The 15,383-nt window shown below is 71.8% G+C and carries 13 protein-coding genes and 3 tRNA genes; 8 read left to right on the forward strand and 8 right to left on the reverse strand.

Going from position 1 to position 15,383, the window contains the following annotated elements; all coding sequences use genetic code 11:
• The first annotated feature begins 38 nt into the window (after positions 1-38).
• Positions 39-1,178: an 8-amino-7-oxononanoate synthase gene (locus tag EDC02_RS03930; RefSeq protein ID WP_123600772.1), complete on the forward strand. Its 1,140-nt coding sequence runs from the start codon at positions 39-41 to the stop codon at positions 1,176-1,178.
• Positions 1,166-1,900: a dethiobiotin synthase gene (bioD, locus tag EDC02_RS03935; protein WP_123600773.1), complete on the forward strand. Its 735-nt coding sequence runs from the start codon at positions 1,166-1,168 to the stop codon at positions 1,898-1,900. The genes EDC02_RS03930 and bioD overlap by 13 nt, the downstream gene beginning before the upstream one ends.
• A 25-nt stretch (positions 1,901-1,925) precedes the next feature.
• Here bioD and EDC02_RS03940 read toward each other — a convergent pair whose 3' ends face one another.
• Positions 1,926-3,128, reverse strand: a complete 1,203-nt coding sequence (locus EDC02_RS03940; RefSeq protein ID WP_123600774.1) for a cytochrome P450 — start codon at positions 3,126-3,128, stop codon at positions 1,926-1,928.
• Between the two features lie 4 nt (positions 3,129-3,132).
• Positions 3,133-3,825 (reverse strand): methyltransferase, encoded by a 693-nt coding sequence (locus tag EDC02_RS03945; RefSeq protein ID WP_233605724.1) that lies wholly within the window; start codon positions 3,823-3,825, stop codon positions 3,133-3,135.
• A gap of 201 nt (positions 3,826-4,026) precedes the next feature.
• Here EDC02_RS03945 and EDC02_RS03950 point away from each other — a divergent pair, with 201 nt between their 5' ends.
• Complete coding sequence (locus tag EDC02_RS03950) at positions 4,027-4,977, forward strand: hypothetical protein (protein ID WP_148083320.1); 951 nt, start codon at positions 4,027-4,029, stop codon at positions 4,975-4,977.
• On the opposite strand, the gene EDC02_RS03955 is transcribed toward EDC02_RS03950, so the two are convergent.
• The 5 genes from EDC02_RS03955 to EDC02_RS03975 form a co-directional block, all read right to left on the reverse strand.
• Positions 4,900-6,381 (reverse strand): rhamnulokinase family protein, encoded by a 1,482-nt coding sequence (locus tag EDC02_RS03955; protein ID WP_123600777.1) that lies wholly within the window; start codon positions 6,379-6,381, stop codon positions 4,900-4,902. The two genes, EDC02_RS03950 and EDC02_RS03955, sit on opposite strands and share 78 nt — an antisense overlap.
• Positions 6,378-8,477: a bifunctional aldolase/short-chain dehydrogenase gene (locus EDC02_RS03960; RefSeq protein ID WP_123600778.1), complete on the reverse strand. Its 2,100-nt coding sequence runs from the start codon at positions 8,475-8,477 to the stop codon at positions 6,378-6,380. The genes EDC02_RS03955 and EDC02_RS03960 overlap by 4 nt, the downstream gene beginning before the upstream one ends.
• Before the next feature lies 1 nt (position 8,478).
• Complete coding sequence (gene rhaI / locus EDC02_RS03965) at positions 8,479-9,639, reverse strand: L-rhamnose isomerase (RefSeq protein ID WP_123600779.1); 1,161 nt, start codon at positions 9,637-9,639, stop codon at positions 8,479-8,481.
• Positions 9,640-9,801: 162 nt separating this feature from the next.
• The gene (locus EDC02_RS03970) at positions 9,802-10,845 is read right to left on the reverse strand and encodes a LacI family DNA-binding transcriptional regulator (RefSeq protein WP_199757491.1); all 1,044 of its coding nucleotides are present in this window, start codon (positions 10,843-10,845) and stop codon (positions 9,802-9,804) included.
• 195 nt (positions 10,846-11,040) lie between these two features.
• The gene (locus EDC02_RS03975; RefSeq protein ID WP_123604477.1) at positions 11,041-11,643 is read right to left on the reverse strand and encodes a TetR/AcrR family transcriptional regulator; all 603 of its coding nucleotides are present in this window, start codon (positions 11,641-11,643) and stop codon (positions 11,041-11,043) included.
• A 254-nt stretch (positions 11,644-11,897) separates the two neighbouring features.
• Between EDC02_RS03975 and EDC02_RS03980 the strand changes: the two genes are divergently transcribed.
• From EDC02_RS03980 to EDC02_RS04000, 5 genes are all read left to right on the forward strand, one after another.
• Positions 11,898-11,970, forward strand: a tRNA-Gly gene (locus EDC02_RS03980).
• A gap of 35 nt (positions 11,971-12,005) precedes the next feature.
• A tRNA-Cys gene (locus EDC02_RS03985) sits at positions 12,006-12,076 on the forward strand.
• Positions 12,077-12,087: 11 nt separating this feature from the next.
• Positions 12,088-12,162, forward strand: a tRNA-Val gene (locus tag EDC02_RS03990).
• Between the two features lie 565 nt (positions 12,163-12,727).
• The gene (locus EDC02_RS03995) at positions 12,728-13,624 is read left to right on the forward strand and encodes a 5'-3' exonuclease H3TH domain-containing protein (RefSeq protein WP_199757492.1); all 897 of its coding nucleotides are present in this window, start codon (positions 12,728-12,730) and stop codon (positions 13,622-13,624) included.
• A gap of 29 nt (positions 13,625-13,653) precedes the next feature.
• Positions 13,654-14,091, forward strand: a complete 438-nt coding sequence (locus EDC02_RS04000; protein ID WP_148083321.1) for a PIG-L deacetylase family protein — start codon at positions 13,654-13,656, stop codon at positions 14,089-14,091.
• An 84-nt stretch (positions 14,092-14,175) separates the two neighbouring features.
• Here EDC02_RS04000 and EDC02_RS04005 read toward each other — a convergent pair whose 3' ends face one another.
• Positions 14,176-15,165: an IS30 family transposase gene (locus EDC02_RS04005; protein ID WP_199757493.1), complete on the reverse strand. Its 990-nt coding sequence runs from the start codon at positions 15,163-15,165 to the stop codon at positions 14,176-14,178.
• Between the last annotated feature and the right edge of the window lie 218 nt (positions 15,166-15,383).

Genomic DNA, 15,383 nt, shown 5'->3' on the forward strand with positions numbered 1-15,383 from the left:
CGTACCCTACAAGGCGGCGCGAACGACGAGGGGGACCCGTGGCGGACTGGTTGGACGGCCTGCGGCGGCGGGCCGAGCTGCGGGCCAAGGCCGGGCTGGCCCGCGAGCTGCACCCCCGTACCGCCGACGACCCGCTGACCGATCTGGCCGGCAACGACTACCTCGGGCTGGCCACCCACGCCGAGGTGGTCGCGGCGGCGACGGACGCCCTACGCCGGTACGGCCTCGGCGCGACCGGCTCGCGGCTGGTCCGTGGCTCCACCGACGCGCACGCCGCGCTGGAGACCGACCTGGCCGACTGGCTCGGCACCGACCGGGCGCTGGTCTTCTCCTCCGGCTACCTGGCCAATCTCGGCGCGGTCCGGGCGCTGGTCCGGCCCCGTACCCTGCTGGTCTGCGACGCGCACAACCACGCCTCGCTGATCGACGGCGGCCGGCTCGCCGGCGCGCAGACCGAGGTCGTCGCGCACGCCGACCCGGCCGCCGTGGACGCGGTGCTGACCGCCCACCCCGGGCGGCCCGCAGTGGTCGTCACCGAGTCGGTCTTCTCCGTCGACGGCGACCTGGCGCCGCTGGCCGCGTTGCACGCGGTCGTCCGCCGGCACGGTGCGCTGCTACTGGTCGACGACGCGCACGCGCTCGGTGTCATCGGGCCGGCCGGTACCGGCGGCGTCGCCGCCGCCGGGCTCGCCGGCCAACCCGACGTGGTGGTCACCGCCACGTTGTCCAAGGCGCTCAGCGGTGCCGGGGGAGTGCTGGCCGGGCCGCAGCCGCTGATCCGGCACGTGGTCGACACCGGGCGTACCTTCATCTTCGACACCGCGCTCGCCCCGGCGGTCGCCGCCGGGACGCACGCCGCGCTGACGCTGGCCCGCGACGGGGCGCGGCTGCGGGCCGAGCTGACCGGCCGGGTCGCCGCCGCCGTGGGCCGGTTCACCAGTGCCGGTCTCGACGTCGGCGGGCCACCGGCCGGCGGGGTGGTGTCGATCGGCGCGCCCGGCCCGGAGACCGCGCTCGCCTGGGCCCGGGACTGCCGCGACCGGGGAGTCGCGGTCGGCTGCTTCCGGCCACCGTCCACCCCGGACCAGCGGTCCCGGCTGCGGATCACCGTCAACGTCGGGATCCCCCGGGCCGACTTCGACCGGGCGCTCGACGTGATCGTGGAGTGCGCGCCGTGACCGGCTGGCACGGTGCGGTGGTCGTCACCGGCACCGACACCGGCGTCGGTAAGACCGTGGTGACCGCGGCGATCGCCGCCGCCGCCCAGGCCGCCGGCCTGCGGGTGGCGATGGTCAAACCAGGCCAGACCGGCGCGGCGACCGGCGAGCCGTCGGACGCCGACGTGGTGACCCGGCTGGCCGACCCGGCAACCGTACGCACCATCGCCAGCTACCCCGAGCCGCTGGCCCCGCTGGCCGCCGCCCGGGTCGCCGCGGCCGAGCCCCTGGAGCTGTACGCGGCCGTCGACGCGGTACGCGAGGAGGCCGACAAGCACGACCTGGTGCTCGTCGAAGGGGCGGGCGGGCTGCTGGTGCCGATGGGGCTGCGACCCTCCGGTGAGCCGTGGACCATCGCCGACCTGGCGGTGTCGCTCGGCGCGCCGGCGGTGGTGGTGTCCCGGGCCGGGCTGGGCACCCTCAACCACACCGCGTTGACCCTGGAGGCGCTGGACCGCCGGGCGGTCCCCGCCGGCGTGGTGCTCGGTGCCTGGCCGGCCGAGCCCGAACTGGTGCACTGGGCGAACCTGAGCGAACTGGTGCCGACCATGGTCGGCGCGGTGCCCGACGGTGCCGGCACCCTCGAACCGGGGGTGTTCCGCCGCTCCGCGCCCGGCTGGCTGACCCCGGCGCTGTACGGCGTACTGGACGACTGGCGGGCGTGGGCGGACGAGACCAGTTGACCACCCGGCCCCGCGCGGGGCAGCGTCAGCCCGCCGGGGCGGTGTCCGGCGGCGGCCGGGTGTCCGGCGGCCGCCGCCGGATCACCAGCGCGTCCGGCATCCGGAACGACAGGTTGTCCGGTGACCACGGTGCCCGGACCACCTCGGCGCTGGTGAGCAGCGGCACCGCCTGCTCGACCACTACCGCCGACTCCATCCTGGCCAGCTGTGCCCCCACGCAGCGGTGCGCCCCCGCGCCGAAGGCCAGATGCCGGCGGGAACCCGGCTGACCGGGGACGAACTGGTCGGTCCGCGCCACCACGGCCGGGTCCCGGCCGGCCGCGGCCAGCCAGAGCACGATGCTGGACCCGGCGGGCACCGGCTCGCCCGCCACCGTCGTGTCGAGCGCGGCCCGCCGCCGCCAGGTCACGATCGGCGGCACCAGACGCAGCCCCTCCTCGACCACGTCGTCGACGTCGACCGAGCCGTCGGCGAGCCCGGCGAGCACGGCCGGCTCGCCGGCCAGCCGGTGCAGCAGCAGCGTCAGGAACTGCGAGGTGGTCTCCTGCCCGGCGACCAGCAGGAAGAACAGCGCACCGACCACCGAGTCGACCGGCTGCCCGACCTCGCGCAGCGACTTCGCCAGCCCGCCGCCGGTCGCCGCGAAGTCGCGCAGCACCGTGTGGAACCGGCCCACCGTGTGAGCCAGCTCGTGCTGCCGGCCGGCGTCGACCGGGGCCCAGAACAGCTCCAGCGCGGCGCGGGCGAACCGTTTCACCGTGTCGGTCGCGGCCGGTGGCAGCTGCACCAGCCGGGCCAGCACCAGCAGCGGCAGGTCGGCGGCCAGCCCGGCGTACAGGTCGACCCGGCCGCCGGCGGCCAGCGTGGCGGCCAGCCCGGCCACCCGCTCGCGGACCAGCCCGGCCAGCCAGTCCCGTTGGGCGGCGACCCGGGTCGGGTGCAGCGCCTCGGCGACCACCGCCCGGATCGCCGGATGGCTCGCGGTGCCGTTGTTCGCCAGCGTCGGTGGCAGCCGGAAACCGTACGAGGCCAGCACCCGCAGCGCGGCGACCGGCACCGGGGTGACCGCGTCCAGTGCGTTGTCCGGCCGGAAGGTCGCCGGATCGGCGAGCACCTGACGGACCAGGGCGTGCCGGGTCACCAGCAGGTGCGGGGCACCGGTGTGGTCGGCGACCCGGACCACCGGCGGCCACCGGTCGTCGACCCTCTCCCAGTTGCGGAACAGCACCCGGTCACGCTAGCGCCCGCGCCGGCCGGCGAACCGGCGGGCGCAGCCGCCAGACCCGGGTACGCCGGACCCGCACGCTCTCCAGCGCCGGTGGCACCGGCACCTGGTAGTCGGCCAGTTCGGTGAACCGCTCCCGGGGCAGGTACGCCCGGTCCGGGTCACCGACCAGCACCAGGGCCCCGTCGGCGGCGGCGCCCAGCAGGAAGCGCAGCATCCGGGCGGCCATCGCCTCGCTGTAGAACACGTCACCGGCCAGCACCACCTGCGCGTCGCCGTGGTCGCCGTCGAGCAGGTCGGCGACGGCGACGTCCAGCCGTACCCGGTTCGCGGCGGCGTTGAGCCCGGCGGCGGCGCCGGCCACCGGGTCCACGTCGACCGCGCGTACCGTCGCCGCCCCGGCCCTGGCCGCCGCGATGGCGGCCAGCCCGGAGCCGCTGGCCAGGTCCAGCACCCGCAGGCCGGCGACGGTCTGCGGACGGTCCAGCAGGAACCGGGCCAACGCCTGGCCGCCCGCCCAGGGAAACGCCCAGAACGGCGGCGGCTGTTCGCTGCGGAACTCGCCCTCGGTCAGCTCCCACAGGCCGATCGGCTCGGCCGCCTGGTAGAGCCGCAGTTCCGGCACGTGGGCCACCGGGGCGAGCCGGGCATGGGCGCGGACGAAAGTCGACAGCTCGGCGCTCGACAGATCAGTGGTCACCATCCGGATTGTGCCCGGCCGGCCCGTAGGCGCCGGTCGCGGCCGGCGGTTACCGGTTCACCACAGGTGGTGAATTAACCCGTTTCAGTTCGCACTGGGTGAGAAGAACGGACCCTGTCCGGTCCACCGGTACGGCCGTACCGTGGCCAGTGGACACGGCGACGGATGCCGGGTGGCAACCCGGAGAAGGTGGTGAGCTGGGTGGGGCGAATCGCGGCCCGGGTCGGGGTCGGGCTGGCCGCAGCGGCCGGACTGGTGCTGACCGCGGCGACACCGGCGTTCGCCCAGGGCGGCTACCGGGCACAGGTCACCGAGTTGCCGGACGAGGCGGTCGCCGGTGCCGGGCCGGTCGAGATGACCGTGGTGATCAGCCGGAACCTCGGCGGTGAGTGTGAGAAGGTCCGCTGGTCGTTGGTGCTGCGCTCGGACGGTGTCGGCCTCGACGAGATCCGGGCGGCCCGGGTCGAGCAGGGCGCGGCGTTCGCGGTCGACGTGCAGACCGACGGTGACGACGCGCGGCTGACCGACGTGCAACTCGACCCCGGCATCCTCTGCGCCGACCGTACGGTCACCGCGCATTACCAGTTCAGCTTCGCCGACGACGCCGAGGGCAAGGTGACCTTCACCGTCGAGGCGTACGACGAGAACACGCAGCTGCTGGCCGACACTGCGGCGACCCTGCCGGTGGTCGGCGAGCCCGGTGGCTCGGATCCTGAGCCGTCCGCGCCGGCCGAAGAGCCGGTGGACAACCAACCCGGGTCTGCGGTGCCGGACGGCGACGCACCGGCCGGGACCGGTGGTGGTGGCCCGCAGCCGGTGGACGCGATCCCGGCGGGCGACGCCTCCGGTATCCCGGTCGCCTGGTTCGTCGCCGGTGGCGCGATGGTCTTCGTCGGCTTCGGCCTGCTGCTGCGGGTCCGGGCCCGGCTGATGCGCGGCCTCGCCGACCCCGACGACGCGGTGCCGGCCGGCGCCGGTGCGGGTACCGGGGCACCACAGTTCGGCGGTGCCGGTCCGGCGGCGTTCGGCGGCTGGAGCCCGCCGGGCCGGGCCGGCCGGACCGGTCGCTTCGGCTCAGGCCGGCAGGCCGACCCGGGTGGCCGCCGCCGACCAGGCTTTGGCACCGGCCGCCGTGGGCAGATACGTCCGTAGCCGACGACCGCGCCGAATCAACGCCCGCAGCTCGGCGAGCCCGCCCCGGACCGCCCCGGCCGCTCGGGCCTGCACCACGACGTTGCCGAGCGCGGTCGCCTCGACCGGGCCGGCGACCACCGGCAGCCCGCAGGCGTCCGCGGTGAGCTGGCAGAGCAGTTCGTTGCGGGCCCCACCGCCGACCAGATGCACCACGGTCACCTCGAGGTCGGCGAGTTCGGCCGCCTGACGTAGCGCCGACCGGTGGGCGAGGGCGAGGCTGTCGACGACGCAGCGGACCACGGCGGCGGGCGAGTCCGGCACCGGCTGACCGGTGCCCGCGCACGCCCGGGCCAGCCGGGCCGGCATGTCACCGGGTGGCAGGAACGCCGGGTCGTCCGGGTCGACCACCGCGGCGAGCGGCGGCTGGCGGGCGGCCTGCGCCAGCACGGCCGCCAGCCCCACCGGCCGGCCCTGCTCCCGCCAGTGCCGCAGGCATTCCTGCAGCAGCCAGAGACCCATCACGTTGCGCAGGTACCGCACGGTACCGTCGACGCCCGCCTCGTTGCTGAAGTTCGCCGCCCGGCTGCCCGCCGACAGCACCGGCGCGGCCAGTTCGAGCCCGACCAGCGACCAGGTGCCGCACGAGATGAAGGCGAACGACCCGTCCACCGCCGGTACGGCGACCACCGCCGACGCGGTGTCGTGCGAGCCGACCGTGGTCACCGGCACCGGCCGGTCGGCGCCGATCGCGGAGCGCACCTGGTGACGCAGTTCTCCGGCCGGCTCACCCGGTCGGCGCAGCGGCCCGAAGAGCCGTTGCGGGATGCCGGCGTCGGCGATCACGTCCGTCGCCCAGCGGCGGGTGTGTACGTCGAGCAGTTGGGTGGTGGAGGCGTTGGTGACCTCGGTGCCGACCTGCCCGGTCAGCCAGTAGACGAGCAGGTCGGGGATCATCAGCAGCCGGTCGGCGGCCGCCAGCGTCGGCGTGTCGGCGGCCGCGACCAGCTGGAACAGCGTGTTGAACGGCAGTTGCTGGACGCCGGTGGCCCGGTAGAGCCGGTCGGCGCCGAGCCGGGCGACCACCCGGTCGGCGACCCCGTCGGTGCGCCGGTCCCGGTAGTGCACCGGGTTGGCGAGCAGCGCACCACCGCTGTCCAACAGTCCGTAGTCGACCGCCCACGAGTCGACGCCGATGCTGGTCAGGTCGGCCCGGCGGGCCAACGCCGCCCGTAACCCGGTCAGCGTCTGTGCGTACAGCCGCAGCACGTCCCAGTGCAGGGTGTCGGCCACCTGCACCGCGTCGTTGTCGAACCGGTGCACCTCGGTCAGCGTGACACCGTCCGGGTCGACCTCGCCGAGCATCACCCGGCCGCTGGCCGCGCCGAGATCGACGGCGGCCACCGCGGCCTGGTCGGTGGTCACCGCAGGAAGGCCGCGGGCACGCCGGCGTCGACCGGCAGGTGGGTGCCGGTGGTGTGGGAGAGCTCGTCGGTGGCCAGCACGAAGACGGCGTTCGCCACGTGCTCCGGCAGCACCTCACGCTGCAGCAGCGTGCGGCGGGCGTAGAACGCGCCCAGCTCCGCCTCGGGTACGCCGTACACGGCGGCCCGCTGGGCACCCCAGCCGGCGGCGAAGATCCCCGAGCCGCGGACCACGCCGTCCGGGTTGACGCCGTTCACCCGGATGCCGTGCGCGCCCAGCTCGGCGGCGAGCAGCCGCACCTGGTGCGCCTGATCCGCCTTGGCCGCGCCGTACGCGACGTTCTCCGGCCCGGCGAACACCGAGTTCTTGCTGACCACGTAGATGATGTCGCCGCCGAGACCCTGGTCGACCATGATCCGGGCGGCGGCCCGGGACACCAGGAACGACCCCCGCGCCATCACCCGGTGCTGCCGGTCCCAGTCGTCGTCGGTGGTCTCCAGCAGCGGCCGGGACAGCGACAACCCGGCGTTGTTGACCACCAGGTCGACCCCGCCGAAAGCCCGCGCGGCACGGGCCAGCGCCGCCTCGACCGCACCGGCGTCGGTGACGTCCACGGTGACCGCCACCGCCCGGTCCGGCCCGCCGATCCCGCCGGCCACCTCGGCGGCGGCGGCGCCGTCGCGGTCGGCGACGACCACGCTGGCGCCCTCGCCGGCCAACCGACGGGCGGTGGCCGCGCCGATGCCCGACCCGCCGCCGGTGACCAGCGCGACCCGCCCGGCCAACGGCCGGGGTGCCGGCAGCCGACGCAGCTTCGCCTCCTCCAGCGCCCAGTATTCGATGCGGAACTTCTCCGCCTCGTCGATCGGCGTGTACGTCGACACCGCCTCGGCGCCCCGCATCGCCTCGACCGCGTTGCGGTAGTACTCACCGGCGATCCGGGCCGTCGCGGCGTCCCGCCCGTAGCTGAACATGCCGACCCCCGGCACCAGCACGATCGTCGGATCGGCGCCGCGCATCGGCGGCGAGTCCGGCCCGGCGTGCCGCTGGTAGTAGGCCCGGTACGCGTCCCGGTACCGCTGGTGCAGTTCACCGAGCCGGTCGCGGACCTCGGCCAGCGGGGTGTCCGCCGGCAGGTCAAACAGCAGGGGTCGGACCCGGGTCCGCAGGAAGTGGTCCGGGCAGGAGGTGCCGAGCTCGGCCAGCCGGGCCAGCGTCGTACGGGACAGGAAGTCCAGCACCGTCGGGTCGTCGCTGAACTGGCCGACCTGCCGGCCGTCGGTGCTGACCAGGCCACGGATCAGTGGGGCGAGCGCGGCGGCGCGGGCGGCCCGCTGGTCGGCGGCGAGCGCCGCGTACCCGTCCCGGACCGGCCCGAACGGCTCCGGACGGCCGTGTTCGGCCAGGAACCGGTCGATGCCGGAGATGATCTCCATTGACCGGGCTTCGCACTCGTCGCTGGTCGCCCCCCACGCGGTGATCCCGTGCCCGCCGAGGATCACGCCGATCGCCTGCGGATTGTCCCGGGCCAGTGCGGCGATGTCGACGCCCAACTGGAAGCCGGGCCGCCGCCACGGCACCCACAGCACCCGGTCGCCGAAGCAGCGCCGGGTCAGGTCGGGCCCGTCGGCCGCCGTGGCGAAGGCCAGCCCGGCCTCCGGGTGCAGGTGGTCGACGTGGGCGGCGTCGATCAGGCCGTGCATCGCGGTGTCGATCGACGGGGCCGCGCCGCCCCGACCGTGCAGGCAGTAGTCGAGCGCCGGCACCATCTCGTCCTCGCGCTGCGGCCCGACCGGCTTGCCGTGTCGCCGGCCCAGGTAGCGTCCGGCCAGCTCGTGCAGCCGGTCGACCCGCAGCACCGCCAGCCCGGCGGCGGTCAACGTGCCGATGTCGCCGCCGGAACCCTTGACCCACATCAGCTCGACCGGGTCGCCGGTGACCGGGTCGTCGGCGGTGGCCTTGGCGGAGATGTTGCCGCCACCGTAGTTCGTGGTCCGCCGGTCGGCGCCCAGCCGGTGGCCGCGGGCCAGCAGCGCGGACACCTCGGGATGCCCGGCGGCCTGCGGTTGTCCGGCGGTCTGCGGCTGTCCGGCCACGTCAGGCCCCCCAGCCGGCCGGCTGGCCGTCAACCCGTTCGGCGACGATCCGTTCGGCGTACCCGCTGCGGGCGTAGGCGGCCATCGGATCCGGGTCCAGGCCCTGCTCGGCGCGCAGCTCGCGGAGCAACGGCCGGACATCGGTGTGGTAGGCGTCCATCAGCACGGCGTTGGCGCCCAGCACGTCCCCGGTGGACTGCGCGGCGGCCAGTGCCGCCGTGTCGACCAGCAGCGCCTTGGCGGTGGCCTCCTGGACGTTGAGGATGGACCGGATCTGACCGGGGATCTTCGGCTCGATGTTGTGGCACTGGTCGAGCATGAAGTTGATGCCGCTGGCCGGGCGTAGCGCGTCCGCCGAGACGATCTCGAACATGATCCGGAAGAGCTGGAACGGGTCGGCGGCGCCGACCATCAGGTCGTCGTCGGCGTAGAACCGGGAGTTGAAGTCGAAGGCGCCGAGCCGCCCGGCCCGCAGCAGGAACGCCACAATGAACTCGATGTTGGTGCCCGGGGCGTGGTGGCCGGTGTCGATCACCACCTGGGCCCGCTCGCCGAGTCGCAGGCAGTGCGCGTACGCGGTGCCCCAGTCCGGCACGTCGGTGGTGTAGAAGGCCGGCTCGAACAGCTTGTACTCCAGCAGCAGCCGCTGCTGGTCGCCGAGCCGGGCGTAGGTGATGTCGAGCGCCTCGGCGAGCCGGTCCTGCCGGACACGAATGTTGTCCTGGCCGGGGTAGTTGGTGCCGTCGGCGAACCACAGCTTCAGGTCGGTCGACCCGGTGGCGTCCATCACGTCGACACAGTCGAGCAGGTGTGCGATGGCCTTGCGGCGGATCCGGGGGTCGGGATTGGTGACGCTGCCGAGACGGTAGTCGTCGTCGGAGAAGACGTTGGCGTTGATGGTGCCGATCCGTACCCCCAGGTTGGCGGCGTGCCGGGCGAGCCGGGCGTAGTCGTCGACCCGGTCCCACGGGATGTGCAGGGACACCGTGGGGGCGATGCCGGTGACCGCGTGCACTTGGGCCGCGTCGGCGATCTTCTCCTCGGGGGTACGGGGGACCCCGGGTTGGTTGAACACCTTGAACCGGGTGCCCGAGTTGCCGTACGCCCAGGACGGCACCTCGATGCGCTGTTCCCGCAGCGCGTCCTTGATCCGGCGGGTCATATCCCTCGTTTCTGGTACGAAGTCGGGTCGCCGGCCGATCGCGGCGGCTGGGCCGGCAGCAGCGGCTGGGCCGGCGGTGCCTGTGCGACGCCTCCCGAATGAACCGTTTCAACAGCCGGCCCAAACATACGAGCGACCAAACCGGGCTGTCAAGGTCGTGGATCAGCCGTCCAACCGGGTGCTGCGAGTGTCCTGACTGGACTCACGGACCACCAGCTCCGGCTCGAAGACCACCTGCCGGTGGCGGTGTGAGTCCGGACTGGTCGCCTCCTCCAGCAGCAGAGCCGCTGCGGTCTGCCCGAGCCGCTGTCGGGGCTGGCGTACCGAGGACAGCGGCACCGCCGCCGCTGCGGCGAACTCGATGTCGTCGTAGCCGACCAGCGCGATGTCCTCGGGCACCCGTACCTGCTGGCGGGTCAGTCCCTGCAGGACCCCCAGGGCCAGCAGGTCGTTGGCGCAGAACACGGCGGTCACCCGGGAGGTGCGAGGCATACCGAGCATCCGCGCGGCGGCGTCCCGACCGGCGGCCACGGTCAGGCTCGGCGTGTCGAACCGGCGCAGCTGCCGTTCGTCGAGCCCGGCCTCGGTCAGCGCCCGGACCGCGCCGGCGTACCGGTCCCGGACCTGCTCCAGATGCGCGGGCCCGCCGACGTACGCGATCCGCCGGTGTCCGGCGTCGATCAGATGGCGCAGCGCCAGCTCGCCGCCGAGCCGGTCGTCGACCGAGACCGAGCAGAGGTCCGGCCGGCGGGACCGCCGGTCCAGCAGAATCACCAGTACGCCGCGATCGCGCAGCCGCAGCAGCCGGTCGCTGGCGTCGTCGACCGGGGTGATCAGCACCCCCTGCACCCGCTGCTCCTCCAACAGGTCCAGGTAGGCGCTCTCCTTGCCGGCGTCACCGTCGCTGTTGCAGAAGATCACCGGCATGCCGGCACCGCTGGTGGCGTCCTCGACGCCCCGGGCCACGTCGGTGAAGAACGGGTTGGCCACGTCCAGCACCACCAGGCCCAAGGTGCGGCCCCGGCCCCGGCGTAGTTGTCGGGCCGCGTCGTTGGGGACGAAGCCGAGTTCGTTGATCGCGGCGAGCACCCGGGACCGGGTGCCGGCCGCGACGATGTCCGGCCGGTTGAGCACGTTCGACACGGTGCCGACGGAGACGCCGGCCCGCGAGGCGACGTCCCGGATGCTGATCCCTGCTCCCGGCACCCCGGCCTCCTCTCAGCGGGCGGCCACCGGTCACCGGTGTCACGTCAGAGCCGCCGCTCCCGGGTGATTATCCGCCCGCCGCCGTGGTCGGACAGCACCCGGTCAGCCGCACGCCGTTGCGGTGCGTGCCGCCGGCCCGGGCGGTCTGCCCAGCGGGTCAAGCAGCGGTGTGAAACGCTTCGACGCGGCCGACGATCAGGCCAGCTCCTCCGGCTTGCGGCCGATCTCCCGCGCGACGGCCAGCCGGATCCACTCGGTGAGCTGGCGGCGGGAGACCACCCGGTCGTGCATCGCGGCCTGCACCGCCAGACCGTCGATCAGCGCGTTGATCCGCCAGGCCGCTCCCTTCGGGTCCGGGCACTGGAAGGTGCCGTCGGCGCACCCGGTGGCGATCACCTTGATCAGCGCCTCCTTCCAGCGCAGGTCGAGGTTGCGGCACACCCGGTTCAAGGCGGGGGTACGCAGCGACTCCGACCAACCGTCGATCCACAGCGTCCACGCCTTGGACTTACCGGTCGGGGCGTACAGCCGAATGATCCTCTTCAGTTTCTCCAACGGCTCGGCGGACGACCGTACGACCGTGTCGAGCCGGGCCAGGTCCTGCTCGGCGGCGTACGCGAACGCCTCGGCGAGCAGCCGGTCCTTGGTGGAGAAGTGGTAGAAGACCAGCGCCTGACTCACCCCGGCGGCTTCCGCCACGTCCGCGGTGCGGGTGTTGGCCAGGCCACGCTCCACGATCACCTCACAGGCGGTACGCAGCAGCGAGTCAAGGCGTACTTCGGCCGAGCGTCTTGTCACGGCGAACACGGTAACGCACTATCATCGATACGATGAGTTACCAGTCAATTTCCTGACTCAGGAAGGGGCCGGGATCGGGTAAGGCGAATCGATTTCACGGTGCCCGGGGCTGGTGGCGAGGTATGTGAACTTTGTCAGATATCGTGCCTCGGACGCGCCCGGCCACCCCCCGAGTTGGCACTCTCGCGACGGCTGGGCTAAAGTTTCCATCCGTTGGCAGGAACGCCCGAGGGCGGGAAGGCCAGCTGAGACAAGCGGACGTAGCGCAGTTGGTAGCGCATCACCTTGCCAAGGTGAGGGTCGCGGGTTCGAGTCCCGTCGTCCGCTCGGAGATGCCACCACAGCACGTCGGGGGCAACCTCGGTGGAGTGGCCGAGAGGCGAGGCAACGGCCTGCAAAGCCGTGTACACGGGTTCAAATCCCGTCTCCACCTCGTCACAACGAGGGCGATTGGCGCAGTGGGAGCGCGCTTCCTTGACACGGAAGAGGTCACTGGTTCAAACCCAGTATCGCCCACCAGCTATACAAGCGTGTCACGCGGCCCGTTATCGGATATCCGGTAACGGGTTTGCTGCTGTCCTGGCCCTTGCCTGGGGACCCCTGGGGAGCGGGGCCGCTCTCCAGGAGTGACAGCTTCCGTTAACCGATTGTCCTGCTCCAACGGCGGGGTCTGCAAGAACAACAGCTGGAGGTAGCGGGCATGAAGGGCGACTGACAACGCGACGGGCGAACTCGGGTGGTGGGCGGCGCGGTCGACTCTTGCGGGAGATCGACATGGTCCCGCGCCGCCCACAGCAGGCTACTGGTCTTGAACACGGTTGATGTCGGGTTCCGGGCTGGACGCGGCCTGAGTCAGGGCTCCCGTCATCGCCCTCGACGTCGACCACCTCCCGACGCTCATCGGCGACGGCGACGGCGGCGTCATCGTCGAGCAGGCCAGCGGCCACGCCGGGCTGTGGCGCGCCGCCGACCAGCTCCTGCACGAACCGGTACGCTACGAACGCATCTCCAGGGTCGGCTACTACCGCGCGCGGGACTATCGACCCGCCCACATCGCTGGCCAACTCCTGAAGGTGGTGAGCTGATGGGCGGTCGCCCCATGCAGCCAACGCTCCCGATCCCCGCCGACACTGCAGCCGCCCCGCCGCTGCTGCTCGTCGATGGGCACAACCTCCTGTGGGGAGCCACCTTCGGCTTCCCCGCACCGATCTACTCCCGCGACAAGACCCGCCTGCTCACCGGGCTGTTCGCCTTCTTCGCTCTGCTACGGGTCGCGATCCGCAACGAGATTCCCGGCGGCAGCCCCGAGGTCATCGTCGTCTGGGACGGCGAACACGGCCCGCGGGCACGCCGGCAGGAACATGACGGGTACAAGGCCAGCCGGCCCACGGACGACGATGCCCTTCTACCGCTGCGGTTCCTGCCTGACGTCAAGCGGGACCTCGACAGCTGTGGCATCGGCTGGATCGAGCTGGAACACGCCGAAGCCGACGACGTCATCGCCACCCTCGTCCACGCCACGCCTGCGCCGCGATCCGTGATCGTCATGTCCCGCGACCGGGACTACTACCAACTCGTCACCGGCCGCGTACAGGTCCTCAACACCCGCTTCCGCGCCGGCCACCGGCTCGTCACCCCCGACGAGGTGTACGCCCGCCACCAGGTCACCCCCGACCAGTGGACCGACTTCCGCGCCCTGGCCGGCGACCCCGCCGACGAGATACCCGGCGTCCACGGCATCGGTGCCAAGACCGCCGCGCGACTCCTCGACGGCGGACTCCACCTGGAGGACCTCCCCGCCTCAGGGCGGCTCGCCACCGGCCGCGGCCGAACCGTCGCCGAGCAGTACGACCTCGCCCTCAAATGGCGCGACCTCATCCGACTCACCACCACCCTCGACCTGCCCCACCACCCGACCGGCACAGCCAGCCCCGCACTGCCCCGACCAGCCGACATCGTTGAGGAACTCGGACTGTGGTAGCCACCCCCACCGGCGGAATCCTCACCGTCATGACCCACCCCGACGACATCCACCCCGAGCACCAGCACGCCGCGCAGACGCTGTTCACCGCGCTACCCGACGTTGTTATCAGCACCGGCAGACCGCACGCCGTCTATACCTGCGACAGCTACCACAACCTCGACCGTCACGGACACCCACTCCATCTGCCCACGCTCATCGACATCACCCCCGCCTGGCGGACCAAGACCACAGCGCTCGCCGTACACCAGTCCCAGCCCATCACCGAACACTTCGGCCCCATGGCGGAAACCCTGGCCCGCCTCCACGGCGGACGCGCCGGTGTCCGGTACGCCGAAGCCTTTGCCCCCCGTACCCGTCCTCGGCAGACTCCCCACCACCCCACTCCCTACTGGGGCATTAGGTGTAGTATGCACGAATTGCCGCAATATTCACTCGACGTAGATTCACTAAGTGGACAAAGTTGATATTCCGGGTGAATGCGGGCAGCCCTGACTAGTCGCGTCGCAGTTTGCGCGCCGAAACTTGCAAGACCTGGCGGAGTCAAGTAATCATGGCGACACTGCATTCTTAACCAGATCGTTGAAAACCTCGATCGGCTTCAGCCAGTTCAACGTCTGACGCGGTCTGCCATTCAACTCTGCGGCGACTCTATCAAGATCCTCCTGAGTGTGCAAGGAAAGATCCGTACCCTTCGGGAAATACTGCCGGAGCAGACCATTCGTGTTCTCGTTGCTCCCACGCTGCCACGGCGAGTGCGGGTCACAGAAATACACCGGCATCCCCGTGCGAACCGTGAAATCAGCGTGCCGAGCCATCTCCTTCCCCTGATCCCAGGTCACACTCCCACGCATGAACTCCGGCAACGTCTCCATCTTCGCCGCGAGCAGAAAAGCGACCCGGTCAGCGGTACGGTCGAACGGAATCCGCACCAGCATGACGAAACGGGTGGTCCGCTCGACCAGCGTGGCGATCTGGGACTTGTTGCCCTTCCCGATAATCAGATCGCCCTCCCAGAAGCCGGGAACGGCCCGGTCCTCAGCCTCCACCGGCCGCTCGCTGATGTTCACCATGTCCTTGATAGAACCCCTGGCCACCGCAGGACGCGACCGGTTCACCCGCTGCGTACGACCACGCCGCAGAGCCAGCTTCAGCTGCGTCCGCAGCTCCCCACGCGCCTGGAGGTACAGGCACTCGTAGATGGTCTCGTGCGACACCCACATCTCCGGGTCATCAGGATGATCCACACGCAACCTCTCGCCGATCTGCCGCGGTGACCACTTCTCCGCGAAACCGTCGTTGACCGCGTCATGCAACCGCTGCGAAGATTCCAGCTTACGTGGCTTCGGCCGTAGCCGATTCTCGTCGCAACGCGCCCGCGCCTCGACCGCACGGTAATCCAACGATCCGCCGTTCCGCGCGATCTCCCGAGCGATCGTCGAATGGTGCCGCTCGAGCAGCCTTCCGATGGCCCGAGCTGACGTCGAATCACCGCCCCGGATCAACTCCCGCGAGATCGTTTCTCGCTCCTCAACCGTCAACGGAGAAGACCCGCTCATCTACCACCCAATCACTCGACACCCAAGATCATTTTACCGGGTGTCGCCATGACCGTTTGACTCCGCCCCCAAATAAACTGCATTGTTGTGTCCCGAACGCGAAAGGACAGGAATATGTAGGAATATCTGTCTTGCGGCGATGCTGTACGGAAGATGAAGGTTTGGCCCTTCGGAGTCGCTCTGCTGGGGGAGGCTTCAAA

This window comes from Micromonospora sp. Llam0 (assembly GCF_003751085.1).
Classification (GTDB): domain Bacteria; phylum Actinomycetota; class Actinomycetes; order Mycobacteriales; family Micromonosporaceae; genus Micromonospora_E.

Excerpts from the sequence above, each read along its gene's own strand:
- rhaI (WP_123600779.1), bottom strand. The coding sequence starts at position 9,639 with ATGACCCGCCGGATCAAGGACGCGCTGCGGGAACAGCGCATCGAGGTG.
- EDC02_RS03995 (WP_199757492.1), top strand. The coding sequence starts at position 12,728 with ATGGGCGGTCGCCCCATGCAGCCAACGCTCCCGATCCCCGCCGACACT.
- EDC02_RS04000 (WP_148083321.1), top strand. The coding sequence starts at position 13,654 with ATGACCCACCCCGACGACATCCACCCCGAGCACCAGCACGCCGCGCAG.